At 42.4% G+C, this 25,868-nt stretch carries 27 protein-coding genes, 1 rRNA gene and 1 pseudogene; 21 read left to right on the plus strand and 8 right to left on the minus strand.

What is annotated here, in order from left to right; genetic code table 11:
• The first annotated feature begins 57 nt into the window (after positions 1 to 57).
• The 4 genes from ACP7A0_RS13375 (at position 58) to ACP7A0_RS13390 (ending at position 4,825) form a co-directional block, all read left to right on the plus strand.
• Positions 58 to 330, plus strand: coding sequence for a YfhJ family protein (locus ACP7A0_RS13375; protein WP_034665009.1), 273 nt, complete (start codon positions 58 to 60; stop codon positions 328 to 330).
• A gap of 289 nt (positions 331 to 619) precedes the next feature.
• Entirely contained in the window at positions 620 to 1,603 is a 984-nt protein-coding gene (locus ACP7A0_RS13380; RefSeq protein WP_034665005.1) for a glycosyltransferase family 2 protein, read from the plus strand.
• Positions 1,604 to 1,690: 87 nt separating this feature from the next.
• A complete protein-coding gene (locus ACP7A0_RS13385) occupies positions 1,691 to 4,282 on the plus strand; it encodes a YfhO family protein (RefSeq protein WP_375567112.1) in 2,592 nt (863 codons plus the stop codon).
• 48 nt (positions 4,283 to 4,330) lie between these two features.
• On the plus strand, positions 4,331 to 4,825 hold the full coding sequence (locus ACP7A0_RS13390; RefSeq protein ID WP_106037161.1) for a DinB family protein: 495 nt from the start codon (positions 4,331 to 4,333) through the stop codon (positions 4,823 to 4,825).
• Between the two features lie 4 nt (positions 4,826 to 4,829).
• Here ACP7A0_RS13390 and ACP7A0_RS13395 read toward each other — a convergent pair whose 3' ends face one another.
• From ACP7A0_RS13395 to ACP7A0_RS13405, 3 genes are all read right to left on the minus strand, one after another.
• On the minus strand, positions 4,830 to 5,252 hold the full coding sequence (locus tag ACP7A0_RS13395) for a regulatory YrvL family protein (protein WP_375567114.1): 423 nt from the start codon (positions 5,250 to 5,252) through the stop codon (positions 4,830 to 4,832).
• Positions 5,253 to 5,321: 69 nt separating this feature from the next.
• Positions 5,322 to 6,485 carry an oxalate decarboxylase family bicupin gene (locus ACP7A0_RS13400; protein WP_375567115.1) on the minus strand — a complete coding sequence of 388 codons (1,164 nt, stop codon included), beginning with the start codon at positions 6,483 to 6,485 and terminating at the stop codon, positions 5,322 to 5,324.
• A 94-nt stretch (positions 6,486 to 6,579) separates the two neighbouring features.
• On the minus strand, positions 6,580 to 6,744 hold the full coding sequence (locus ACP7A0_RS13405; protein ID WP_106037159.1) for a YvrJ family protein: 165 nt from the start codon (positions 6,742 to 6,744) through the stop codon (positions 6,580 to 6,582).
• A 166-nt stretch (positions 6,745 to 6,910) separates the two neighbouring features.
• Here ACP7A0_RS13405 and ACP7A0_RS13410 point away from each other — a divergent pair, with 166 nt between their 5' ends.
• Entirely contained in the window at positions 6,911 to 7,513 is a 603-nt protein-coding gene (locus ACP7A0_RS13410; RefSeq protein ID WP_106037158.1) for a sigma-70 family RNA polymerase sigma factor, read from the plus strand.
• Positions 7,461 to 7,682, plus strand: coding sequence for a sigma-O factor regulator RsoA (rsoA, locus tag ACP7A0_RS13415; protein ID WP_034620885.1), 222 nt, complete (start codon positions 7,461 to 7,463; stop codon positions 7,680 to 7,682). Before ACP7A0_RS13410 ends, rsoA begins: the two co-directional genes overlap by 53 nt.
• A gap of 27 nt (positions 7,683 to 7,709) precedes the next feature.
• Here the strand turns inward: rsoA and ACP7A0_RS13420 are convergent, their stop codons facing one another.
• Positions 7,710 to 8,690 carry a metal-dependent hydrolase gene (locus ACP7A0_RS13420; RefSeq protein WP_060595813.1) on the minus strand — a complete coding sequence of 327 codons (981 nt, stop codon included), beginning with the start codon at positions 8,688 to 8,690 and terminating at the stop codon, positions 7,710 to 7,712.
• Between the two features lie 191 nt (positions 8,691 to 8,881).
• Here ACP7A0_RS13420 and mutY point away from each other — a divergent pair, with 191 nt between their 5' ends.
• Positions 8,882 to 9,982, plus strand: a complete 1,101-nt coding sequence (gene mutY / locus ACP7A0_RS13425; RefSeq protein ID WP_106031311.1) for an A/G-specific adenine glycosylase — start codon at positions 8,882 to 8,884, stop codon at positions 9,980 to 9,982.
• Here the strand turns inward: mutY and ACP7A0_RS13430 are convergent.
• Positions 9,969 to 10,193 (minus strand): hypothetical protein, encoded by a 225-nt coding sequence (locus tag ACP7A0_RS13430; RefSeq protein WP_060595815.1) that lies wholly within the window; start codon positions 10,191 to 10,193, stop codon positions 9,969 to 9,971. The two genes, mutY and ACP7A0_RS13430, sit on opposite strands and share 14 nt — an antisense overlap.
• Before the next feature lie 81 nt (positions 10,194 to 10,274).
• On the opposite strand from ACP7A0_RS13430, the gene fabL reads away from it, so the two are divergent.
• The 10 genes and pseudogenes from fabL to ACP7A0_RS13480 all read left to right on the plus strand — a co-directional run bounded on the left by fabL (position 10,275) and on the right by ACP7A0_RS13480 (position 19,944).
• Complete coding sequence (gene fabL / locus ACP7A0_RS13435; protein ID WP_024425211.1) at positions 10,275 to 11,027, plus strand: enoyl-[acyl-carrier-protein] reductase FabL; 753 nt, start codon at positions 10,275 to 10,277, stop codon at positions 11,025 to 11,027.
• A gap of 75 nt (positions 11,028 to 11,102) precedes the next feature.
• Positions 11,103 to 11,252, plus strand: a pseudogene (locus ACP7A0_RS13440) (gamma-type small acid-soluble spore protein); the annotation flags it as partial.
• A 174-nt stretch (positions 11,253 to 11,426) separates the two neighbouring features.
• Complete coding sequence (locus ACP7A0_RS13445; protein ID WP_375567122.1) at positions 11,427 to 11,687, plus strand: YgaB family protein; 261 nt, start codon at positions 11,427 to 11,429, stop codon at positions 11,685 to 11,687.
• A gap of 147 nt (positions 11,688 to 11,834) precedes the next feature.
• Positions 11,835 to 12,365, plus strand: coding sequence for a nucleoside tri-diphosphate phosphatase (gene ntdP / locus ACP7A0_RS13450; protein WP_012009337.1), 531 nt, complete (start codon positions 11,835 to 11,837; stop codon positions 12,363 to 12,365).
• 94 nt (positions 12,366 to 12,459) lie between these two features.
• Positions 12,460 to 14,202, plus strand: a complete 1,743-nt coding sequence (locus ACP7A0_RS13455; protein WP_375567124.1) for an ABC transporter ATP-binding protein — start codon at positions 12,460 to 12,462, stop codon at positions 14,200 to 14,202.
• A 112-nt stretch (positions 14,203 to 14,314) separates the two neighbouring features.
• Positions 14,315 to 15,337: an ABC transporter ATP-binding protein gene (locus tag ACP7A0_RS13460; protein ID WP_106031309.1), complete on the plus strand. Its 1,023-nt coding sequence runs from the start codon at positions 14,315 to 14,317 to the stop codon at positions 15,335 to 15,337.
• The gene (locus ACP7A0_RS13465) at positions 15,306 to 16,283 is read left to right on the plus strand and encodes an ABC transporter ATP-binding protein (protein ID WP_106031308.1); all 978 of its coding nucleotides are present in this window, start codon (positions 15,306 to 15,308) and stop codon (positions 16,281 to 16,283) included. Before ACP7A0_RS13460 ends, ACP7A0_RS13465 begins: the two co-directional genes overlap by 32 nt.
• Entirely contained in the window at positions 16,258 to 17,844 is a 1,587-nt protein-coding gene (locus tag ACP7A0_RS13470; RefSeq protein WP_106031307.1) for an ABC transporter substrate-binding protein, read from the plus strand. Before ACP7A0_RS13465 ends, ACP7A0_RS13470 begins: the two co-directional genes overlap by 26 nt.
• Positions 17,845 to 18,028: 184 nt before the next feature.
• Positions 18,029 to 19,030 (plus strand): ABC transporter permease, encoded by a 1,002-nt coding sequence (locus ACP7A0_RS13475; protein ID WP_106031306.1) that lies wholly within the window; start codon positions 18,029 to 18,031, stop codon positions 19,028 to 19,030.
• A gap of 17 nt (positions 19,031 to 19,047) precedes the next feature.
• On the plus strand, positions 19,048 to 19,944 hold the full coding sequence (locus ACP7A0_RS13480; protein ID WP_106031305.1) for an ABC transporter permease: 897 nt from the start codon (positions 19,048 to 19,050) through the stop codon (positions 19,942 to 19,944).
• Between the two features lie 229 nt (positions 19,945 to 20,173).
• On the opposite strand, the gene ACP7A0_RS13485 is transcribed toward ACP7A0_RS13480, so the two are convergent.
• Positions 20,174 to 21,247 carry an FUSC family protein gene (locus ACP7A0_RS13485; RefSeq protein ID WP_066031775.1) on the minus strand — a complete coding sequence of 358 codons (1,074 nt, stop codon included), beginning with the start codon at positions 21,245 to 21,247 and terminating at the stop codon, positions 20,174 to 20,176.
• Between the two features lie 246 nt (positions 21,248 to 21,493).
• Positions 21,494 to 22,789 (minus strand): glutamate-1-semialdehyde 2,1-aminomutase, encoded by a 1,296-nt coding sequence (locus tag ACP7A0_RS13490; protein WP_066031127.1) that lies wholly within the window; start codon positions 22,787 to 22,789, stop codon positions 21,494 to 21,496.
• A 129-nt stretch (positions 22,790 to 22,918) separates the two neighbouring features.
• Here ACP7A0_RS13490 and bcp point away from each other — a divergent pair, with 129 nt between their 5' ends.
• The gene (gene bcp, locus ACP7A0_RS13495; RefSeq protein WP_034664955.1) at positions 22,919 to 23,386 is read left to right on the plus strand and encodes a thioredoxin-dependent thiol peroxidase; all 468 of its coding nucleotides are present in this window, start codon (positions 22,919 to 22,921) and stop codon (positions 23,384 to 23,386) included.
• 157 nt (positions 23,387 to 23,543) lie between these two features.
• Complete coding sequence (gene perR / locus ACP7A0_RS13500; RefSeq protein WP_012009347.1) at positions 23,544 to 23,981, plus strand: peroxide-responsive transcriptional repressor PerR; 438 nt, start codon at positions 23,544 to 23,546, stop codon at positions 23,979 to 23,981.
• A 34-nt stretch (positions 23,982 to 24,015) separates the two neighbouring features.
• Here perR and ACP7A0_RS13505 read toward each other — a convergent pair whose 3' ends face one another.
• On the minus strand, positions 24,016 to 24,363 hold the full coding sequence (locus tag ACP7A0_RS13505) for a YgzB family protein (RefSeq protein ID WP_024425201.1): 348 nt from the start codon (positions 24,361 to 24,363) through the stop codon (positions 24,016 to 24,018).
• Positions 24,364 to 24,552: 189 nt separating this feature from the next.
• On the opposite strand from ACP7A0_RS13505, the gene ACP7A0_RS13510 reads away from it, so the two are divergent.
• Together ACP7A0_RS13510 and ACP7A0_RS13515 are read left to right on the plus strand one after the other, a co-directional pair.
• Positions 24,553 to 25,431 (plus strand): nucleotidyltransferase-like protein, encoded by an 879-nt coding sequence (locus ACP7A0_RS13510; protein WP_375567128.1) that lies wholly within the window; start codon positions 24,553 to 24,555, stop codon positions 25,429 to 25,431.
• Positions 25,432 to 25,746: 315 nt separating this feature from the next.
• A 16S ribosomal RNA gene (locus ACP7A0_RS13515) occupies positions 25,747 to 25,868 on the plus strand; the annotation flags it as partial.

Consider the following 25,868-nt stretch of genomic DNA (forward strand, 5'->3'; position numbering starts at 1 on the left):
ATGAAAAAAGAGGTTTTTTTAAAAAGGCACTTTCTGCTAGATGAAGGAGGAACCGACATGGAACAATACTTTGAGCGACTAACAGAACAACTCATGGAAAAAAACAATATGCTGACATATGAAGAAGCACGTACATGGGTAGAGCTGCTTTGGAGTGATTTTGAAACGACCTATGCAAAGGCTGGCCGCAAGTATAAAGGACAGGAAACAACAGAACGGATTGTCCAAGAATGGATTGAGAGCTACGGTGCACAGCTGCATTTATTTCAAAATAAACAATCAAAGGCAAACGAGCATCTGCAAGGGCAGAACAAAGGGCTGCTTCATTAAAAGAAGTGCCCGCTCATCTTTTTCAATAAATAGGAAAATATATAAATAAGCAAACAATTTTATGATACAATACCCAGTCTGTGATCGAAATTACAGGCTTTTTACAATGGTTAAACTTAAAATTACATTAAATTCATCTTACTGAAAATCACTGGAAATAAAACTTTGATATAATGGAACGATTAAAGAGACATGTAATTTATGGATAATAAAAAAGGGTTTCGTTTTCTGACAAAAAGGAATAATGAACATAACAGACTATGTGAAAAAAGTGAAGAGAAGGTGCGATATGGAACGAGAATTGCTCTCTGTTATAATTCCTTCTTACAATGAAGGTGAAAACATCAGACGAATCTTTGAGGCACTCGAGGAAGAGTTTCGCGATTTTCATTATAACTTTGAAATCATCTTTGTGAATGATGGAAGCAAGGACAACACACTTCAATACATGAGAGAGCTCTCTCGCAAAAGTGCAAAGGTCAAATACATTTCCTTCTCGCGTAACTTTGGGAAGGAAGCCGCTATTCTGGCAGGACTTGAATATGCGAAGGGAGTAGCTGCGATCATAATGGACGCCGACCTGCAGCACCCAACGTATTTGATTCAGGATTTTGTCAGAGGGTATGAAGAAGGCTATCATCAAGTCATTGCCAAACGGAACCGTAAAGGAGACAGCAAGCTACGCTCTTACTTAGCATCCATGTACTATAAAGTGATGAACAAGGTAGTAGAAGTGGACTTGCGTGATGGCGTCGGGGATTTCCGTTTAATTTCACGCCAAGCAATCGATGCATTGCTTCAGCTGAAAGAGGGAAATCGTTTTTCAAAAGGGCTTTTTTGCTGGATTGGGTTTGAAGAAAAGGTCATCTATTATGAAAATGTAGAAAGACAGCATGGTGATACAAAATGGTCACTGAAGAAGTTATTTAACTATGGCATAGATGGCGTCATTTCTTTTAACAACCGCCCGCTGCGTATTTGTTTTTATACTGGCATACTGATCTTATTCCTCTCTTTGATTTACATCGTGGCCACCTTTATTCAAATTGTCAGAACGGGCGTGATGGTACCGGGTTATTTCACTTTAATATCGGCTGTGCTTTTCCTCGGAGGTGTCCAGCTTTTGAGTCTAGGTGTGATTGGAGAATATATTGGCCGTATTTATTATGAAACGAAAAAGAGGCCGCATTATTTGATCCAAGAATCAAATGTCATGCAGCAAGAGACAAGCTCAAAGGAACAAGACCGAGTGTTAACACAGTTATTTAAATAACGTGGAGTCAAATAACCGGCAAGCACGAATCGCTTGCTGGGTTGTTTTGTTTCAAAGAACAGTGGATCTTTTGTGGAAAGGATTTAGATGATGAAACGTAGATGGATAATCATTGGAATGTGCCTCATTCTTGCTTTATTAGGACACTCCTTTTTCTTATATGAATATACGCAAGGCCGGTACATGACAGGAGATGGGGACGGCATCTCGCAAATGCTCCCATTTAAAAAGCTGCTTTACGACGAATATGTCAAAGGGAATTTCTTTTATTCCTATCAATTCGGTCTAGGCGGCGGTACATACACGCAATTAGGGTATTATTTCACAACGTCGACGGTCTTTATGGTGACAGTCGCTGTCGTCTGGCTGATGAATGCGCTTCATCTCATACAGTCAACGGACATTCATTTCTGGGCACATGCTGTGATTTGGCTGAGCGTGATCAAGCTGACGCTCATTCTAATCATCGCTTACCGTGTGCTTCTTTCAATGGTTCAAAATAGACTAAGTGCATTGACAGGTGCCGCAATTTACGGACTGTCTATTGTGTATTTTCGGCATCAAACATTTTGGGAGTTTTTTACCGACAGCATGATGTGGCTTCCGCTGCTTGTGCTTGGGGTTGAACGGATATTCAAAACGGGTAAGCCGGCTTGGTTTATTTTGGCGTGCAGCCTGATGCTCATCAACAACTTTTACTTTGCTTATATTCATTTTATCTTTTTAGCGATCTATCTTGTTTTCAGATATATGATCAAGCTGCGAAGTGAGGAGCGCGGGTGGAAGGTGTTCTGGACGCTTGCGATCTCTACGCTGTTATCCTTTGGGATCAGTGCCGCTTTTTTTATCCCGTCTGTTTATGGCTTTCTCAATAATGTAAGACCACCATATGATCAATCTATACCTTGGTTTGATCTGCATGATCATCTGCTGTTTATGAGCAGGGTATATTTATTACCCGTGATTTTTCTGATTTGTCTGTTCCTCGTTCCGCTTTACCGGAACAGATGGTTTTTCATGTTCACATCCATCAGTATCCTGCTCATTATTTTTCACTTTAGCCCAAAGATGGCGAGCGTGTTTAATGGTTTTTCGGCACCGCAGTACAGATTTGAATACATTCTTGCCTTTACAGTTGGAGCGGTTGTTGCCATCATGATCAAGCATTTCTCACAAATCGAGTGGAAGTGGAAAAAGCGTGCGGTCTTAGGCGCTTGGATCGTGTTCCTTCTCGCAGTCGCTCTTTCAGAACGAGCAAAGGGAAACATGGATGTCGTTGTGTTTACAGGCATAGGACTGCTTGTGATCAGCTTGTTCTTCCTATGGATGCATGCGGAAAAACGTCAGCACCTTCGTCTCTTTTCAGCTGTGCTTCTTGCCATTAGCCTACTGACAGCAGGCGTGTATCAGCAGGAATACTTATCTGAAAGAAGCAATATAAAGAGCGTATCAGATACGTATCTGAATAGTGAGGCATATGCTGGACATGAGCAAATGAAGCTCATTCAGCAGATTCAAAGCCGCTCAAAAGATCCGCTCGCCCGGATTGATTGGATGAATGGCGTGCGAAACAATACCCCATTATTTGAAGGCTTCCAAGGCATGAGCGTGTATTCAAGTATATTGAATCAGCATTTGCTCAATTTCTACTGGAATGACCTGCAAATCGATATGGGAAGGGAAAGTGTCAGCCGTTATGCAACAATGGGGGACAGGGCGAATTTATACAGCCTGACCTACGGAAAGTATTATATGAGAAACAACATGATGCCTTACTCACCGCCAGCTTATTTTAAGCCAATTTTGAAAAGTGAGCATTATGAGGTATATGAAAATACTCGGTCACTGCCATTTGCAAGAACAACAAGCACCGTTTATTCAGAACAATCCTTAAAGAATGCCTCAGCACTTGATAAAGAGCATGCGATGCTGCAAGGCGTCATTTTAGACAAGAAAGGCAACGCTGAAATCGAGCGCGCAGCAAATCGCGTCAAAGATACGAATATCCATACGGAACAAGCTGTATACGAACACGGTGTGCTTGATGTATACGGGGAAATGGGCGGTCTGAATATCACACTGCCAGATGACATCGCTCGCGCTGGGGATGTGTATGTGAGCTTTTATGTGAAGCGGACCGACCGTAACGCAGGGTTTCAGTTATCCGTTGACGACTACGTCACCTCACGAAAAAGCAATACATCCATCTACAAAACAGGCGTAAATGAAGTGACGATTCGAGTCCCTGCGGAAAAGATCCTCTCCATTCGAGTACAAAAAGGGACATATGAGCTCAATCAACTGAAGCTGTATCAAGAGCCTTACCGCGTCCTAGAGAAAGCATATGAAAAAGAAAAACAGGATGATGGCAGCCAGCAGGTAAAGCTTAAAAATAACCGCTTTACGATTTCATATGATAACAAGCGCGGCGATGATTACATGGTTCTGCCTGTTCCATATGAAAAAGGCTGGGAGCTCACGGTGAATGGACACCAAACCGATATTGAAAAAGCCAACTACACTTTTATTGGTTTTCCAATAGAAAAAGGAAAAAACGAGATTGTGCTAACCTACTATCCGCCTTATATCAGAATTCTCGCATTGATTTCATTGATCAGTTTGATTGGTGCGATCCTCTATGCACGGAGAAAACACAAGAGACACCACTTTTCATCATAAGTGGTGTTTTTTTATCTTTCTCAAAATTGATACAATCAACATAAAAGCATGAGAATGGGGGAAAACCATTTGACGTTAAACAAAGAATCCATTACTGATCATTATGAACACACCCTTGAATGGGTACAGTCACTAGCGGAAATAACAGACGAAGAATGGCGCAGAGCCATTGCTGATGGAAAGTGGAGCATTGCTGAGATCATCGCACATTTCGTTCCATGGGATGAATTTATTTTACACGATCGTCTAAAGGAATTTTGGAACAATCAAGCGTTACCGCAGGCACCTGATGTGCATGAAATGAATCGACAGTCAGCCGAAAGGGCGAGACACGAAGAGAGAAGCGAGACGATTGGACGATTTATTGCTGTCAGAACAGAATTGCTTCAAGAAATGAAGAAAATCGAAGCATCTCGCTGGAATACATCCTTTTTGATCGGTCAATCCGAGCTGACGTTATCAAGTTATTTTCAAGGACTGATTGATCACGACATCCATCATATGAAGCAGATCAAAGAAGCGCTCTCTCCAGAAAGACGATAGAGAGTCATGAAGCTTCTTTCTCAAACGGAAACGTCGCATAATCAAACAAAAAATGAAACAACCAAAGACTAAGGGCAAAAAGAATTTCCTCAGAAGTAGACAGCCAAATGCCGTCAACCAATTCGTCTGATAAATAAACAGCACCCCAAATAAACAAAAGGTGAAATATAATGGCATAGAAAACGATGGATCGTTTTCTAGACCGGCACTTTCGAACAAACTGCATGAGCACATGTTCCAGATGTTCAAAAGAGATCCCGAGTACAACATAGATGCCCATAAACAGTAGCAATGATAAAATCGATTGATAAAAAGCACCCGTCAAATGAAAGAACAGCACACAAAACAACAAAAATATGTAACAGACAGCCGACGCTGCCATGAGCCATTTCAGCCCTTGCCATAAAGCGTGAACAGATTGCTGCATAGGTGATCAAACACTCCTTTACATGAAGATACCTGCAAAAAGGACAGCCTTTTTGCAGGAAGTCATACGTTAATCCTCTTTTTTAGGGGCAGCGATGACAGGATGCTTTTCTGTATCAAGCAGTTTTAAGAAATCTTCACCTTGATCTAAATGATCAAGAACAAGCTGTTTCGGTGTGACCGCAAGCCACTGATTGAGTGAAATGTCTGCATAATGGTCGCTCTTAAAGATTTCTAAGAAATAAAGCGGTTCGTCGCCTGTATTCTCTACATAATGCCCCATTGCAAATGGCACATATCCAACGTCTCCCGCCTGATAGTTGAAGGTTCTCGCATGTCCATCAGAAGCAAATACGGTCATTCGTGCCTTTCCAGAAATGAAATATTGCCATTCATCCGTATTTGGATGCCAGTGCAGCTCACGAATGGCGCCTGGATCGACTTTCACAAGAGCAGAGGCAATTGTTTTAGATGCTTTAAAATTGGTAGAATCCGCAATCCACACTTGTCCACCGCTTGACGTAATCGGCTCTTGTTTTAACAGCTCATATTTAAAGGAATTCGGGACTTCTCCTTGCTCTGTTTTCACCTTGTCACACTCAAGGGAACTAGGAATTCCTTTTTGGAAAATATACTTCTCTTTCTCTGGCAGTTTCTCAAATTGCTCCTTTGTCATTCCAAAGTTTTGGAGCACAACTTCCTCTGGCGTATGGGCAAGCCAATCAGTCACTTGGAACGTACTATTTTCAGAGAAGGAACCATCATCAAACACAAGCAAGAATTCAGCTCCCGGTTCAAGTGCTTGAATAGAGTGCGGCAAGCCTGAAGGGAAGTACCACAAATCACCCTCGGTCACATCCTCTGTAAAATTTCGCCCCTCTGCATCAACTGATGTAATCCGGGCTTCCCCATAAATCATGTATGCCCATTCCGCTTCCTTATGCCAGTGCAGCTCACGAATCGCACCAGGCTTTAGCCGCATATTGACAGAGGCAAGGCTTTTAGAGATCGGCAGTTCACGTACCGTCACTTCACGGGCATAACCGCCTTTTTCTAAGCGATTGTGTGTATCAGAAAAAGAATATTTCATGTTGGAGACCGTTCCATGATCTGTTTCCGGCGGTGTGAGCATATCTGGGTTTTGTCTGTCTCGCTCGAGATTACGTGGAATTTTGACCGTTGCTCCTTTTTCTCCTCGAATCGGCTGCGGTACACCATTTTGCTTTTCACTCATGATAAAATCCCCTTTCAACATCGTATTGTGTGAGGTGACAAAAGGCCTTTCATTTCGCCCTCGTTTTCATAAGGTGAAACGAATCAAGAAGATGTCAATCTGATTCATCATTTTTTTGAACAGCGACCAATTGTTGGATGAGCTTGCTTAATTCATCAAACTTTCGTTCAAAGCGTGTCAGCAAGTAAATCGTCAAAATGGCAGGGAAGCCAGCCTGACCGAGCTGCTTCAGCCACTCCTCCGAAAAAAAGTTCTCCATTTGTCTCACCTCCCAGCGGATGCTCGTCTTCTATATAGGTGGTCTGAAAGAAGAAAAAGGAAAGCAGAGGAGGAGAAAATGATCCATTAGACCCGTTTCATAAAGTTTACTTTTTTTAACTTTTGTCCACTTAATGCAAGTAGAGGGAACAAAGGGGAGGATGCACATGGATTATCGGCTGTTATTGAAAGCAAAATGGAAGGAAATCATTGATCACCCGCTCATTCAGCAATTTTTAAGCAATCCTAAAAACCAGCAGCTTCTCAGGAAAGTCATGGAAGAACCGAACGAAGAGAATGCGAAAAAGTTAGATTCCGAGTTCAAGCAGTTTTATCAAAAAATCCGCATCATTAAGTATATTTCCACAATGATCCGCATCTTTTCAGTCGACTTTGATAAACGAGTCAAAAAAAAGCAGCAGCGTTTTCCGCTCATACTCGATCATCCTGATCATCAAGAAGTGAAAGACCCTGTTCAAACAGATACGTATGAAGCTGTGCTCTTTAACCAACAAGACTTAGGGGAGCACCTGCAAGACAAAACAATGTACAAGGCCTACCAGCAGCTCACAGACAAACAAAAAATGGTCTTAACCCATATTTATGTTGAAGGTCAAACAATGAAAGAAATAGCCGACCGGCTAGGCGAAACGAGACAAAATATCTCAAACATACACAAAAAAGCGCTCAACAAACTAAAAGAAGAAACAGGGGGAGATGTCCGTGAACGAAGAAAAAATGACCAATGGGGAAATGGAAGAACTCATTGAAACCTTCACACCCATGATCAAAAAGAAACTACAAAACACGGCATATCAAGAAAGAGAAGACCTCGAACAAGAACTCTATATCAAACTCATCGAAAAAGTAGACTGGCTGATTTACCAAGAGGGACCTGGCTTTTGGGAGTTTATTGTGGAATATATGACGAAGTTGTAAGATAGTTAAACACAAAAAAAGACTCGCTCACACAGAGCCGAGTCTTAATTTTTTTTGCAGTTTTTCTTCACTGAAAATCCAGCCGGTATAGGAATTTTTGATTTGGTGGTCCATGTCGATATGGCAGATCGCGACAAAAGGGTAGTGACCTTTGCTGCGGTAGCGCAAATCAATGAACCGTACCTCGTAATGATCCTTGTATTTATCCACTTCCCACCGGTAGACAGGGGAGAAGGAGAGAAAGGCTGAGATGTTTTCGTCTTGTTTGGCAATTTTCATAATCTCTGTATCAGGGACCGGCACACGGTTAAAGGTGTCTAAAATGACGATTTCCCCATTCATGCTGCGCCCAACATGGAAAGAAGATTTACATTTCACGGCAATGCGCCATTGTCTGAACTTCATTGTAGGCGAAATAATAATCTCTTCAATTTCATCGAATTGTGCACGCAGCTGATGTTTAATCTGAAGCTGCATGATCACCCTGACGATATAGTAACAGAAAATCACGGCGTACAGCGTAATGAACGTATAGCCGGGATGTCCGCCAATGGCCCAAACGACAATGGCGACAAGGTGTGTAAAAAAGATGAAAGGATCAAACGTGTTAATGATCCCAAGCGCTACCCATTTCTTTGAAAATGGACGAATGGCCTGCGTGCCGTATGCATTGAATATATCCACAAACACATGGAGCACAACGGCTAATAGTGTCCATAACCAAAGGTGAAGTAAATCTGCCCCCGGCACAAATGGGAAAATCACAGCCGGAATCAGCAATGACCAAAACAGTACAGCAGGAATGGAATGTGTAAATCCTCGGTGATTTCTTATATAAACCGCATTATTTTTTAGTTTTAGCACAGTATCAATGTCTGGTGCTTGGGAGCCGGCGATGGTCGCGATCATCACGGCGTGTGCCATGTGTGGATCTGCGCTGACGGCTGGATCTAAAAGTGCAAGTCCCCCAAGAGAAATGCCCATTACTACATGAGTACCAGTATCCAATTGATTACCTCCTAGTTGTCATGCTTAGGAACAATCATACAAAGTATACGCCTTCTTTCAAGACTATGTGCAAAAGCACTTTTGCTTTGTCTTGATTTAATGTAACATGTTAACGTATCTACAAACAGTATACAACAAATAAGGTTCTTTTCAGAACGTTAGCCCTCGGTTCAATGAGAAGGAGTATAGATATGAAAGACATTCAAGAAAAGCTGGACCGCAAAGATATTGCGGGATTTCAGCATGATTTAATTGATTGGTATGAAAAAGAACAACGAACACTACCGTGGCGTGAAAATCAAGATCCATACCGCGTATGGGTATCAGAAGTAATGCTCCAGCAAACGAGGGTGGATACGGTCATTCCGTACTTCAACCGGTTTATGGAGCAATTCCCCACGGTGAAAGATCTTGCTTTAGCTGATGAAGAAAAGGTCATGAAAGCATGGGAAGGTCTTGGCTACTACTCAAGAGTGCGTAATTTACAGGCAGCTGTGAAAGAAGTATATGAATCCTACGGGGGCGTTGTCCCTGATTCGAAAGAGCAGTTTTCAAAGCTTAAAGGTGTAGGTCCGTATACGAGCGGTGCAGTGCTGAGTATCGCCTATAACAAGCCGTACCCTGCGGTAGACGGCAACGTCATGAGGGTCATTTCCCGTATTTTGTCTGTATGGGATGATATAGCAAAACCAAAAACGAGAAATATTTTCGAGTTTGCGGTCGATCAGCTCATTTCCCGGGAAAAGCCGTCAGAATTCAATCAAGGGCTGATGGAGCTAGGTGCGCTCATTTGCACCCCAACATCCCCTGCATGCCTCATTTGCCCTGTGAACATGCATTGCTCGGCACTCGAGGAGGGCGTTCAGCATGAGCTCCCAGTGAAAAGCAAAAAGAAAAAGCCGACTGCAAAATCAATGGCAGCAGCGGTGTTATTTGATGATGCAGGCAACCTATATATTCATAAGAGGCAAAGTACAGGTCTTCTTGCGAATTTATGGGAATTCCCTAACATGGAAACCATGAAGGGAAGAAAAACGGAAAAAGAGCAGCTGGTTGATTTCTTAAAAGAGGAGGCGGGTGTACAAGCGGAGCTTGGTGATTTAGAAGGCACCATTCAGCACGTATTTACCCACCTCATCTGGAATATTTCTGTTTTCTTTGGACGAGTTACCTCTGTATCTGATGACACGATGCTGAAAAAAGTCACAACAGAGGAATTTGAGGCATATGCTTTGCCAGTCTCACACCAAAAAATCTGGAAGATGGCACTTGAAGAGCCTAGTCGTATTTAACCGTTGTACCATGAGTATAATCGGCTTCATTTCTGTGCAGACCCCCGCGGTCTTCAATTTCAGAAATGATTTCTCGATACTTAGATTGCCCTTCTTCGTTCAAATAAGGTAAAATTTGTTGGAAAGCATGATGAAAGAAAGCAAGCTCAGTATCTTTCCATTGATCCTTGGACATCATGCCAAGCTGGCTTAAATCGCGTCCGACATACATGAATGTAACCTCCTAATAGGAATTTTCCTATTAGTGTGAAGCGAATGAACGAAAACTATTCAAATCAGGAGATGAACCATAATGAGTCAACGTAAATGTGCATTAATTACAGGCAGCAGTAGAGGAGTAGGGAAAGAAGTAGCCCTTCGCCTGGCTGAAAAAGGATATGACATTGTCATTAACTATGCGAGAAGCAAAAAAGCCGCACTAGAAACAGCGGAAGAAATTGAAGCGATGGGCGTGAAAACATTGGTTGTAAAAGCCAACGTAGGCCAGCCAGAAAAAATTAAAGATATGTTTCAGCAAATCGATGAAACCTTTGGCCGTTTAGATGTATTTGTGAACAATGCAGCATCAGGTGTTCAGCGTCCAATCATGGACCTTGAAGAAAATCATTGGGACTGGACGATGAATATCAATGCGAAGGCTTTGTTATTCTGCGGACAAGAAGCGGCGAAATTAATGGAGAAAAATGGCGGCGGACATATCGTCAGCATTAGCTCACTAGGCTCCATCCGCTACCTTGAAAATTACACAGTGGTCGGCGTATCAAAAGCGGCACTAGAAGCTTTAACGCGTTACCTATCCGTTGAGCTGTCACAAAAAAATATTGTCGTGAACGCAGTATCAGGCGGTGCGATCGATACAGATGCACTAAAACATTTCCCGAACCGGGAAGAACTTTTAGAAGATGCGAAGAAAAATACACCTGCTGGCCGAATGGTAGAAATTAAAGACATGGTCGACAGCGTGGAGTTCCTTGTATCAGGCAAGGCAGACATGATTAGAGGACAGACCATTATTGTGGATGGCGGACGTTCTTTGCTAGTTTAAAAAAATCATGAATAGGATGTACACCTTCTGCACAAATTAATGTGCGTGGAGGTGATAATGATGGATCAACAACAAAACAAAACAAACGCACAACAAGTGAAGAAACAAAACCAAGCTTCTGCACAAGGCGGTCAATTTGGTACTGAATTTGCTAGCGAGACTGACGTACAGCAAGTAAAAAAATACAACCAAAAAGCTGAGCAAAACAAACAACAAAACAGCTAATCACTGAAACAAAGGAAAGCACTTCATCTACGAATGAAGTGCTTTTCTTTTTGCCTCTCCCCACCATCCGACAAAACCTGTAAAACCTCTACATAAACAGTCAAAGGATTTCCTCCTTCTTTCAAGAAATGGTATACAGACAAAAAGTGGATTCGATGAAAAGGGAGGAGTTAGATGTCTGATTTCGATCAGCTTGTAAAAGAACAAATGCAGCTCATGGATCAACTGCTCAATGTACAGGGAGAACTCGATCTATGCTTAGAAACAGAAAAACAATTGCTCCAGGATGAAAAAAAAGAAGAGTGGACCAGGCTTCATGATCAAATCAAACAGAAACGGGAGGAACTGCAAAAAGTCCAAACCTTATTTACAAAACAGACAGAAGAGGTCATCAATTCATACAAGCAGATGGAAAAGAGTTCAACCGTGATGTAAGACAGTGTGCCGTTCAATTGGGTTGAATGGCTTTTTCATTTCATTTTTTAATGATGTAACGGTATAATATAATAGAGACATGTTTAGTTGGGAAATTAGGTCTTTGGACTGTTAGGTTTGTTTGTTATAGAAAGTAGGGGAGAAAATATGGGCTATCCCAAGGAAGGAGAAACCATCCAAATTCAAAGCTATAAACACAATGGCTTGATCCACAGGATTTGGAATGAAACCACCATTCTGAAAGCAACGGAATTGTGTATCATTGGTGCAAACGACCGTACAATGGTGACTGAATCCGACGGCCGTACTTGGATGACGAGAGAACCGGCTATTTGCTATTTCCATGCAAAACAATGGTTTAATGTGATTGGGATGCTTAGAGATGATGGGGTATATTATTACTGCAACATCAGCTCTCCTTTTGCGACAGATGAAGAAGCAATTAAGTATATTGATTACGATTTAGATGTCAAAGTCTTTCCAGACATGACGTACAATATTTTGGATGAGGATGAATATGCAGATCATAAGAGGCAGATGAATTATCCAAAGGAAATCGATAGTATCTTAAGAGAGCATCTGAATACATTATTGCATTGGATTCACCAGCGGAAAGGTCCGTTTGCTCCTGAATTTGTGGATATGTGGTATGAACGTTTTTTACATTATACAAAATAAGCAAGAGCAGCAAAAACCTGTTTGGCTTTTTAGGCTAACAGGTTTTTGACTGCGTACGGATAAGAGGCACTGATAGATTGGGAAGGAGATTTACATGGGGGTCATTAAACGCTACATGGCTTTTGTTACACCGTATAAAAAACAGATTGCATTGACAATGGTCATCGGGATGATCAAGTTCTCGATTCCCTTAACATTGCCTCTGCTTTTAAAGTATGTCATTGATGATGTCATTCAAGGCTCGGGGTCGGCTGAAGAAAAGACATCATCTCTATTGGTCATTATGGGAATCATGCTCGTCTTATTTTTAGTGATGAGGCCGCCTGTTGAATACTATAGACAATACTATGCGCAGTGGACAGGCAGTAAGGTATTATTTGATATTCGGGAAAAGCTGTTTTCGCATATTCAAAAGCTCAGCCTTCGTTATTATGCCAACACGAGAACAGGAGAAATCATTTCAAGAGTCATCAACGATGTGGAGCAGACAAAGGAGTTTGTCATCACAGGTCTTATGAACATTTGGCTTGATTTGATGACCGTGCTGATCGTGATCGCCATTATGTGTACACTGGACATCAAGCTCACCATCGTGTCTGTCATTATTTTTCCGCTATATGCGTTTGCAGTGAAGTATTTTTACGGCAGGCTTCGCAAGCTGACAAAAGAGCGGTCGCAGGCGCTGGCTGAAGTGCAAGGGCATCTGCATGAGCGGGTACAAGGTATGCCAGTCATTCGGAGCTTTGCCATTGAAGAATATGAACAAGAACATTTTCATGATGAAAACAAAAATTTCTTAAACAAAGCGATCAACCATACGAATTGGAACGCCAAAACATTTGCCGTCGTCAATACCATCACTGACATTGCACCGCTATTAATCATTGCATTTGCTGGCTACACCGTAATTAATGGATCACTTTCGATCGGGACCATGATTGCCTTTGTCGGCTATATTGACCGGATGTACAACCCGATTCGCCGTCTCATTAACTCATCCACGACTTTAACCCAGTCAGTGGCGTCAATGGATCGTATTTTTGAATTTATTGATGAGCCATATGAGGTAACAGATCGGCCGAATGCAAAAGAAGCTGATCATTTAAAAGGTGAGGTCGAATTTAAAAATGTGTCGTTTCGTTATGAACACACACAGGAAGAGATTCTGCACAATATCTCCTTGAAAGTAGAAAAAGGACAAACGGTTGCGCTTGTAGGAATGAGCGGTGGAGGGAAGTCGACACTCGTCAGCTTAATTCCAAGGTTTTATGATGTCACAAACGGGTCACTTGAAATTGACGGCATCGATATCAAAGAGTACAAAGCAAGAAGCCTTCGAAATCAAGTCGGAATGGTGCTGCAGGATACATTCTTATTCAGTGACACGATTAAAGAAAATATTGCGGTGGGAGACCCAGAAGCATCTTTTGAAAAAATCGTTTCGGCTGCAAAAGCGGCAAATGCCCATGATTTTATTATGTCTCTTCCTGAAGGATATGACACGAAGGTAGGAGAACGGGGCGTGAAGCTGTCAGGCGGTCAAAAACAGCGTATTTCAATTGCAAGGGTCTTTCTTAAAAATCCACCGCTTTTGATTTTAGATGAAGCGACGTCTGCACTTGATTTAGAAAGTGAACATTACATTCAAGAAGCGATGCAAAAGCTAGCGAAGGACCGTACAACCTTTATTGTCGCGCACCGCTTATCGACGATTACTCATGCTGACCTCATTGTCGTCATGGAACAAGGCGAGATTGTGGAAAAAGGAACACACGAAGAATTAATGAACAGAGACAGCCACTATCGCCATCTATTTACCATTCAAACATTAAATTAGTAGAAGCCTATCCGATTCTAGCGGATAGGCTTTTTTATGCTTGTCAAAAACATGACATATTTCCCAGCTTGTCTCAATACAATTTTAAAAAGTATGACGGGGTGGTGAATATGTGAAAGAACAAGACGTGCTGCTAGATGTCAAACAGCTGTCCATTGCGTTTCAGCAAAAAAAGCAAAAAGTACCCATCGTCCATCACATATCGTTCTCGATTCAAAAAGGGGAAACCTTAGGGATTGTTGGCGAATCTGGCTGCGGGAAAAGTATCACATCTATGTCATTAATGGGCCTGAACCAGCAAACAGACACAACGGGTGAGGTTCAATTCGAAGGGCAAAACCTGCTGTCGCTTTCAGAAAAACAGTGGCGAGAGATAAGAGGGAATGACATTTCGATGATTTTTCAAGAGCCAATGACCTCTCTGAACCCATTAATGACCATCGGCAAACAAATGACGGAAGCCCTTTTCACACATCAAGCAATCGGTCAAAAAGAAGCAAAAGCAAAGGCGGTTGATCTGCTTCAGACAGTTGGATTGAAGCAAGCCGAATCGTTGCTTAAAAAATACCCGCATGAATTATCAGGCGGCATGCGCCAGCGTGTCATGATTGCGATGGCGATGCTTTGTCACCCAAAGCTCATGATCGCAGATGAACCGACAACTGCACTTGATGTGACCATCCAAGCGCAAATCCTTCGCCTGCTCAAAAAGCTAAACGAAGAGATGGACACCGCTATTTTATTTATAACCCATGATCTAGGCGTCGTGCGGCAAATATGCCAGCGAGTCATGATTATGTATGCCGGTCGAATTGTAGAAGAAGGAACCGTTGACCGTATTTTTCAAAAACCTCTGCATCCCTACACAAAAGGTCTTTTCGCCTCAGTTCCATCGTTTAAAGAGAAAAAAGAAAAGCTCATCTCTATTACAGGTCATGTACCTAAGCCGGGAACCATTCGATCCGGCTGTCAATTTGCCGCGCGCTGTCCTTATCAAATGGCGCAATGTCTTGAAGAAGATCCAGTTTTGCAATCCATTGAACAGGATCACCGCGTCGCATGTTTTCTAATGGAAGGAGGAGAAGACACTGAGTCGCCCACTCTTGCAAGTGAATCAGCTGACAAAACGGTATGACACAGCCGCTTTTTTTTCTAAACATAAACATTCGACTTTGGCTTTAAATCAAGTGTCCTTTCACGTGAAGGAGGGGGAAACGCTTGGCATTGTTGGTGAATCGGGCTGCGGGAAATCAACACTTGGCAAAAGCTTAATGAGATTGACTGAACCGACGTCAGGCTCTATTCAACTGAAAGGGCAAGAGGTCACCCTTCTGAAAGAACGAGATATGCGTTCTTTAAGAAAAGATATTCAAATGATTTTCCAAGATCCATACGCTTCATTAAATCCACGAATGAAAATCAAAGATATTTTAGAGGAACCGCTCATTGTTCACTGGCATGGGACGAAAGAAGAAAGATGGAAGCGGGTCAAAGAGATGCTGCATATTGTCGGATTTGACCCTTCCTACGGGGAGCGTTATGCGCACCAATTCAGCGGCGGACAAAGGCAGCGCATTGGTATCGCTAGAGCACTCATTACCCATCCAAGTCTTGTCATTGCGGATGAACCCGTTTCGGCTTTAGATGTATCCGTTCAAGCCCAAATTTTGAATTTGATGCTTGAATTGCAAAAGACGCTTTCTCTGACGTATCTGTTTATTTCTCACGATCTTGGCGTTGTCAGGTATATGAGCGACCGAATCGCCGTCATGTATGCTGGCCGCATTGTTGAGATGGGGCCTGCCGAAGACGTGTTTCACAGCCCGCTTCATCCTTATACGTCGCTGCTTCTGAAATCCATTCCACATATGGACCACGTGCTGGAGACGCAAGATGTGTCAGCAGAAGAGTCCACAATGACGATAGAAGGCGGCTGTCCTTTCTACAAAAGGTGTCCAAAAAGCTGGGAGAAATGCCTAAAAGCAGTCCCTGCTTTGTATGAGGAGGAACCGGGGCACGCAGCGGCGTGTTACTTATATCAAAAGGAGGAACACAATGAAGAAGACATGGTTGTTCAGTAGTTTCATTTTTGTGCTGGCACTTGCACTGTTTTTGGGGGGATGCTCGTCCGCACCGTCATCAGAAGAAAAAGCAACAAAAGACACCCTCGTATTTGGCAGAGGAGGAGACTCCACTTCACTAGATCCGATCACAACGACAGAAGGCGAAACCTTCAAGGTCACAGAGAATATGTTTGAAAAGCTACTGAATTATGGTGAGAAAGACACGACCATCCATCCTGGTCTCGCAACAGACTGGGATGTTGCAAAGGACGGAAAATCGTACACGTTCTACTTGAGAGAAGGTGTGAAATTTCACGATGGCACAGACTTTAACGCAGAAGCAGTGAAATTCAACTTTGACCGCTGGATGAATGGTGATGCAGAAAAATTTCCTTACTATGGCATGTTTGGCGGCTATAAAAAAGATAAAGGACATGTGATTAAAGACATCATCGTCAAAGGAGAGCATGAAGTTGAATTTCAGCTAAAGCGCCCGCAGGCGACATTCCTTAAAAACATTGCTATGTCACCGTTTGGCATCGCAAGTCCTGCGGCTGTTGAAAAAAGCGGTGATTCTTTTCGTGAGAATCCAGTGGGAACAGGACCATTCAAGTTTAAAGAGTGGAAGCAAAACGACCGTATTGTGTTAGAAAAGAACGAAGATTACTGGCAGAAGGATAAACCAAAACTGAATCAAATCATCTTCCGCTCTATTCCAGAAAACTCGGCTCGTTTAAATGCCCTGAAAACAGGTGAGATCGATTTGATGGATGGCGTGAATCCGTCAGATTTAGATGGCATTAAAACTGATAAAGCACTCCAGCTTATTGAAAGACCATCAATGAACGTAGGCTATATCGGACTGACCGTCACAAGAAAGCCGCTTGATAACAAGCTCGTTCGTCAGGCACTCAATTACGCGGTCGATAAAGAATCCATCATTGAGTCATTTTATGGCGGACTTGCCGAGCCAGCAAAAAATCCTCTTCCCCCAGCTTTAGAAGGCTACAATGACGACATTGATCCATATCCGTATGATCCAGAAAAAGCGAAGGAACTTTTGAAAGAAGCGGGTTTTCCTGACGGCTTTCGCATCAAGCTTTGGGCGATGCCTGTACCGCGTCCATATATGCCAGATGGGATGAAGGTAGCAGAAGTCATTCAATCAAACTTTGAAAAGGTCGGCGTCAAAGCAGAAATTGTGACATATGACTGGGCGACCTATTTAGATAAGGCAAGTAAAGGGGAAGCAGATGTGTTCTTATTAGGCTGGACAGGGGACAATGGTGATCCTGATAATTTCATCTACACACTGCTGGACAAAGACAGCATTGGCGGCAACAACTATACATTCTTCGAAAACGATAAAATGCACGACATCCTCATTGAAGCGCAAACAAATACAGATCAAAAGAAACGAAATGACCTGTATAAAAAAGCGCAAGAAATCATTCATGATGAAGCACCTTGGATTCCATTGGTGCATTCGATCCCAATGCTTGCAGCATCTAGTGATTTAAAAAGCTATCAACCGCATCCAACTGGTTCAGAAGCTTTAACTGACGTGTATTTCGAATAAGCAAATAAGGGAGATCTTGTCTCTCCCTTACAGCGTGTAGACAAACCCTCGCATTCGGTGTCAGTCCTGCGTTCCGGTGCTCACGAATGTCAAATTCGCTTCGCGCCAGTACTCGTCCTTCCTAGACTGCAAAGGTTTTCTATCACGCTGAAAAGAAGACAAAGAAAAAGGCGGTGAAAGCTGTTTGTTTGCTTATTGTATGAAGCGGGCAGGAATGCTCATCCCAGTACTGATTGGAATGACATTGGTCGTGTTTTCAATTATTCGGTTTATTCCAGGGAATCCAGCACAGGTCATCTTAGGACAGCGGGCAACGAAAGAGGCAGTAGAACAATTAACCATCCAGCTCGGTTTAAACCAGCCTTGGTATGTTCAATACGGACATTACATGCTGGGGCTTTTAAAAGGGGACTTAGGGACTTCGATACGAACAGGAGCGGCTATTGCCCAGGAAATGAAGCCTTACTTATTTGCAACGTTAGAATTGACCTTTTTTGCCATGGTGCTGGCGATTGTTGTGGGAGTGAATGCCGGAATCATTAGTGCTTGGTTTAAGCATTCCATCTTTGATTATGTCGCAATGTTTATTGCACTCATTGGAGTGTCTATGCCGATTTTCTGGTTAGGCTTAATGGGGCAGTGGCTGTTCTCGATCGAATTAGGTATTTTGCCGACGACGGGCCGAGAAAACGTAAGGAATCCAGTGGAGTCGATCACGTATATTCATACGCTGGACACGCTTTTGCAAGGCCGGTTTGATCAATTCACTGACAGCATCAAGCATTTGATATTACCAAGTACAGCTCTTGCGACAATTCCTGCTGCGATTATTGCAAGGATTACAAGGGCAAGTATGCTAGAAGTACTTCATTCAGACTTTATTCGAACCGCAAAAGCAAAAGGGGTACGTTCATTTTTCATCATTTATCAGCATGGCCTGAAAAATGCGCTTATTCCGATCTTAACGATTATTGGTCTTCAAACAGGCCTCTTGCTAGGCGGAGCCATTTTAACAGAGACCATTTTTGCATGGCCGGGCATTGGGCGATATATATATGATGCCATCAGCTATCGGGATTACCCAGTCATTCAAACTGGCATTCTCATCGTTGCGCTCATATTTGTCCTGATCAATTTCATTGTGGACATCTTGTATGCGGTCATTGATCCAAGGATTAAATATTAGGGAGGGAGAGTGATAACATGGAAGCGCAAAAAGAGCTTGAACCACCTCAACCAAAAGAAGAACGCTCTCAATCATTGGTTCTTGAATCGATGAAACTGTTCTTTCAGCACAAGCTGGCGGTCATTGGCAGTGTGATTGTCTTTTTATTTCTTATCTTAGCAATATTCGCACCGCTCATTGCTCCTTTTGGAATCAATGAACAATCTCTCGGTGAGCGATTTAGTGCGCCATCAGCTGCGCACTGGTTTGGTACAGATGATTTCGGCAGAGATATATTTTCAAGAGTTGTGCATGGCGCGCGGATTTCCTTATGGGTTGGTTTCTTCTCGGTTCTCGGGTCTGTCATTTTAGGCACACTGCTTGGATTGATAGCAGGCTATGGCAGAAGAGTGCTAGATGCTGTGATCTCGAGATTGTTTGATATTTTACTCGCTTTTCCTAGTATTCTACTAGCGATTGCGATCGTCTCCATTTTAGGCCCCTCCTTACAAAATGCCCTTATTGCCATTGCGATCATTAATGTCCCAACCTTTGGACGGCTCGTTCGTTCAAAAGTGCTGAGTATTAAACAAGAAGAATACGTGCTGGCAGCAAAGGCGGTTGGGATGTCACACCGCCGCATCGTGCTGCGTCACATACTGCCAAATAGTATGGTGCCGGTCATCGTACAGGCGACGCTTGCGATCGGAACGGCGATTATCGAGGCAGCCGCTTTAGGCTTCTTAGGATTGGGTGCACAGGCACCAAGCCCAGAGTGGGGGAAAATGCTCGCCGATGCGAGACCTTATCTCGTGCAAGCCCCCTGGACATTAATTTTCCCAGGTGTAGCGATCATGCTGACAGTTTTGGGCTTTAACTTGATGGGAGATGGATTAAGAGACACACTGGATCCTAAAATGAAGAAAATAAAATAAGACCGATTCTAGGAATCGGTCTCAGCGCGCAGACAAACCCTCGCATTCGGTGTCAGTCCTGCGTGCCGGTGCTCACGAATGTTCAATTCGCTCCACTCCGGTACTCGTCCTTCCTAGACTGCAAAGGTTTTCTATCACGCTGAAAAGAAGACAAAGGGCTAAAATCAAGATCATTTTAGCCCTTTGTCAACAATCTAAGACCGATTCTAGGAATCGGTCTTTTCTCATTTTATGCTTCTTTTTCATCTGTCTCAATTTCACTGTCTTTTGGGTGATACGTCTGGAAGCTTGTAATCAATGTATCTAAATGCTCTAGTTCATCACGGTATTCGATGATGCTGGACATGACATTCAGCATATTGTAATCGAGCAAGTCGTTTTCTTGGTTTTGCTGATGCTGGATAAATGATTTCGTTAACGTTTCAAGACGAAGAGAGCATTCATTTTGAAATTCATCGTCCTGCGGTTTCATTTTACCGACGAATTTCATCAAGGTACGCTCATGCCAATACAGTAAGTAATCAATTTCATCTGTTAAGCTTTCCCTGAAATGCTCTGGCATCAAATGAATTTCATTTTCTAATTTATGAAGCTTTTTCAGCAAGTAAAGAGCGCGATTCGATGCCATAATGGCCTGTCTAAACAAAACGAGCTTTCTTGATTTTACATAGGTTGTTTTCTTTAAATAGCTTCGTTCCTCTTTGTATAACAAGTAAATGTGATCTAATTTGATCATGCGTTCTTTTATTTGATCGATGTCATCCTTTAAAGTGGAATGATCAGTAGACTGTCTGGAGCTCAGACGGATCCATTTTAAAATCTCCTCCGTATTTTCCATAATGTGATGAACAAGCTTTGTTTCATACTTTGGCGGCAGGAAGATTAAATTCACTAAAAATGAAGAAAGAACTCCTAACACCACAGTAGCTGTTCGAATTAAGGCAAAGGAAAGGAAATGATCCCCAGCACTTTCTAAAATCGCAATGACGGTTACAAGTGCAATTGGAATCGTGTGTTCAATCTTCAGCTTTAAATTAATGGCGATGACCATGACGGCGGTTAAACCGATAATGACTGGCCCAGTGCCAAAAAGCAGGCCGAACGTAATGGCAAGTGCTGCTCCAATAATATTGGCTTGCACTTGATCAACAATCGTTAAAAAAGATCGATAAATAGATGGCTGGATAGCAAATACAGCTGCAATTCCCGCGAAGACGGGCGTTGGCAACCCAAGCCATGTTGCCAGGTAAAGCGCGAGTACAATGGCAATACCAGTTTTTAAAATACGGGCTCCAAGTTTCATTGGTTTTGTCCCTGCATTCCTTTCTTTTTGATAATAGATGATCACTCGTCATTTATCATCAATATTTTGATGAACAACTAAGTAATATACAGCGGTCTTCCGAAATATTCAAGTGATTTTTGAAAGTTCATGAAAACATCAAAAGAAGGTATTGAGAAGAAATGTAACAGATTCGCACGCTTTTGACAAACAAGAGCTGATAAATAAAAAAACAGGCGCATTTTTTTTCGCCTGTTTTTGACCCTATTATGATTGTTTTAACTGTTCAAACGCATGATCTACTGCTTGCAGCGTCTCAGAAATATCTTTTTCAGTATGTGCGATCGTTAAGAACCAAGCTTCATATTTAGAAGGAGCGAGGTTAATCCCTTGAGAAAGCATTAATTTGAAGAAGCGGGCGAACATTTCGCCATCCGTATTTTCCGCCTGTTCATAGTTTACAATGATTTCTGTTGTGAAATAAATCGTGAGAGCCCCTTTTAAGCGGTTCACCGTAATATCTACTTGATGTTTTTTTGCATGGGCTAAAATGCCTTTTTCTAGCATAGCGCCAAGCTGATCAAGGCGCTCGTAAACACCATCTTGTTTTAACACTTCCAAGCATGCAATACCAGAAAGAATGGATGCAGGATTTCCTGCCATCGTGCCAGCTTGATAGGCTGGTCCAAGAGGAGCGACTTGCTCCATAATTTCTTTTTTACCGCCGTAAGCACCGATCGGAAGTCCGCCGCCAATGATTTTTCCTAATGCAGTGAGGTCAGGTTTTACTTGAAGCAAGTCCTGTGCTCCTCCGTACATAAAGCGGAAAGCTGTAATCACTTCATCATAGATCACAAGTGCGCCCTTTTCATGAGTGAGGTCATTGACCTGCTGCAAGAAGCCGTCCTTAGGCTCCACGATGCCGAAGTTCCCGACAATTGGCTCGACAAGGACAGCTGCGACTTCATCACCCCATCGATCCAATGCTTCTTTGTAGCTGTCAATATCATTAAATGGAACGGTAATGACTTCATTGGCGATGCTCTTTGGTACGCCTGCTGAATCAGGGGTTCCTAAAGTGGAAGGACCAGAGCCAGCTGCCACAAGCACAAGATCAGAGTGGCCATGATAGCATCCGGCAAACTTAATGATCTTTGTTCTGCCTGTATATGCGCGCGCGACACGAATCGTTGTCATCACCGCTTCTGTTCCTGAATTGACAAAACGAACTTTGTCCAAAGCAGGCATGGCTTCCTTCAGCATTTTAGCAAAAGTGACTTCATGCTTCGTTGGCGTTCCGTAAAGGACACCTGTTTCAGCCGCTTTTGTAATAGCTTTTGTAATATGCGGGTGAGCATGTCCTGTAATAATTGGACCGTATGCTGCTAGATAATCGATATAGCGGTTTCCATCAACATCCCAAAAATAAGCGCCTTCTCCTCTTTCCATAGCCACGGGTGAACCGCCGCCTACTGCCTTATATGAACGAGACGGACTGTTGACACCTCCAACAATATGCTCCAGCGCCTCTTGATGTAATTTTTCTGATTCTGTGAATTTCATAAATAGCCTCCTATCTCAACGTATCACGTCGTCTATCATTATTTTAACATGCCGATGCAAGCGTCCTTAGTTGAATATCCTCTCAAAATTGGATAGGCTAATTAAAAAATAGGTTGGAGGGATTGTGTCATGACAATCGAAATAGGCCAGCAAGTACCTGAAATCGAATTAACCGGTGACAATGGGGAGAAAGTAAAGCTTTCTGACTTTAAAGGAAAACATATTGTCCTTTATTTCTATCCAAAAGATATGACACCAGGCTGTACAACAGAAGCATGTGATTTCCGCGACCGCCATCAAAGCTTTGCAGAATTAGATGCTGTCATTATCGGCGTAAGCCCAGACAGTCAGGACAAGCACCAAAAGTTTAAAGAAAAACATGATTTACCGTTCCTGCTTCTTGTAGACGATGAACAGAAATTATCTGAAGCCTTTGGGGTATGGAAGCTGAAAAAGAACTTTGGCAAAGAATACATGGGCATTGAACGTTCAACGTTTCTTATTAATAAAGAAGGAACGCTTGTGAAAGAATGGCGAAAAGTCAAGGTGAAAGACCACGTAGAAGAAGCGCTTGAGGAACTGAAAGCTCACGCTTAATATCATCACAGGATGAGATCGGCAGACATGCCGGTCTTTTTTGTGAAGAAGAATAGGTAAAAAAGAGGATTGTAATTGACAAAGATTCGGCTCTGGGGGTACACTATTTATAAAGATTATAATATAAGAATATTTTTGAAGAGAGGTGCATGATGAAATGGCTGCTCACGAACTAAAAGACGCTTTAGATGCTTTAAAAGAAACCGGTGTTCGAATTACTCCGCAGCGCCATGCCATCTTGGAGTTTCTCGTAAATTCTATGACTCACCCAACCGCGGACGATATATATAAAGCACTTGAAGGAAAATTTCCAAACATGAGTGTCGCAACGGTTTACAACAATTTACGAGTCTTCCGGGAATCTGGATTAGTAAAGGAATTAACGTACGGTGATTCCTCAAGCCGATTTGATTTTGCGACATCTGACCATTACCATGCGATTTGTGAAAACTGCGGAAAAATAGTGGACTTTCATTATCCTGGCCTTGATGAAGTTGAACAGCTTGCATCCCATGTGACGGGCTTTAAGGTCAGTCATCATCGCTTGGAGATCTATGGAACTTGTCAAGAATGTGCGAAAAAAGAAAATCATTAATGAAAAAGCTGACCGGTTAAATGGTCAGCTTTTTTTATGACTTTTTTCGATTGTAGGATTCATCAAACTCTTTGCCTTCTAATGCTGGATCGAGTGTAAGCGGCTCTCTGCAATGCATGCACATATCCACCCGCCCAAGCACTTTTGTTTCTTTCTCACAGCCTGGACAAACGACACGTACTGCCTTCGTAGAAAGCATACCAATCCAAAAGTAAACGGCTGTACTTAATCCGATCGATAAGACGCCGAGCAGCATAAAGAAAGTCGACAGCCAGATCGATTCCTTGAAGAACACACCGATATACATGATCAGAAAGCCAACAAAAACCAAACTAAGTGCAAATGTTCTGATTTTATTAATTTTACTGGAGTATTTCGCCATCCCTAGTCCCCCTTGTCTCCAATATAGCACATTTTACCTTTCCGTTTGAATTAGTTATAGAGTTTTGTGAATAAATTGCTTATAATGATTCAATGATCTTTTTTCTTGTATTGAAGGAATTTTGATTCTATGAGGAGAAATACATAGCATTAGAGAAGAACTTTACACCCGAGTATTGGAGGAATCACTATGGAAAATCTTCTCCGTCCTATTTATCAAGAGAGAGCAAGCCATCCAGACACATTAGCTGTGATTATAGTAGAAAGAAGACATAAAGTATCTTCTGAGACGGATAACTTTGATGCAGCACTTTTAGTCATCGTAAAAGAAGCGGAAGAGCCGTTATTTATCAAGCACTATGAATCCGATCACCAAACAGCTTCTTTAAATGTTGTCACAGATGATCAGCTGAAGGAATGGATTATCCTCGGCACTAACCGCCGAATCATTGATTGGATTTTAAATGGGAAAGTCCTATTTGATCGAAATGAATATATTTTCAACTTGATTGATGAACTGAGTACATTCCCGTTTTCAAACCGCAAACTTAAAATCGGTTTAGAATACGGCAAGCTCATTCGCAGATATATAGAAGGAAAAGCATTTTTTGAGTCAAATCAATTCCTTGATGCATATAATTCAATTGTGCATGCTCTGCATCATTTGGCACGTATTGAAGTGATCGATAAAGGCTTCCACCCAGAAGTGACGGTTTGGAATCAGGTGCGTCATATGGAACCGGAAGTATATAAACTTTATTCAGAACTCATTGAAAGCCACGAAAGTCTGCATAAGCGTTTGGAACTTTTATTTTTAGCAAATGATTTTTTGATCCATTCAAAAGCAGAAATTGGTGCCGCTCATTTGCGTCATGTCATGGAACAGCAAGATATATGGCTTTTTGGCGAGCTTCTCGCGCATCCTGATCTCAAGTATTTCACGCCTGACCTTAGCGTCATGATTGATTTCTTTGTGGAAAAAGGAATTGTTCAGGTGGAGCCGATTGAGACAAAGGGACAAAAAATCTATCATCGAGGATATTTTGTGAAAAAAGATATTGACGCATGAATATTATGATGGTATATTATTATACGTCGCTAACGAGCAACCAAGTTGCTTCGAAAGAAAAGCTGACAAAAAGAAATTGTAAAAAACACTTGACGCACACAGCGCCGAAATGTTATATTGAAAAAGTCGCCTCTGAGCGACAATGAAGATGATCTTTGAAAACTAAACAAGACAAAACGTACCTGTTAATTCGAGTTTTTATAAAAAATCCTATGATACATCATAGGTAGTCAGTCAAACTGGCGAGGCAGGAAATGATCACATGCTAAGTTCGCTACTTCGTGTAGCAACGCATGTGTGATATGCATCCTGCATACCTCGGAGAGTTTGATCCTGGCTCAGGACGAACGCTGGCGGCGTGCCTAATACATGCAAGTCGAGCGGACAGAAGGGAGCTTGCTCCCGGATGTTAGCGGCGGACGGGTGAGTAACACGTG

Origin of the sequence: Bacillus sp. DWP3-1, from assembly GCF_049896565.1 — a bacterium.
GTDB lineage: Bacteria > Bacillota > Bacilli > Bacillales > Bacillaceae > Bacillus.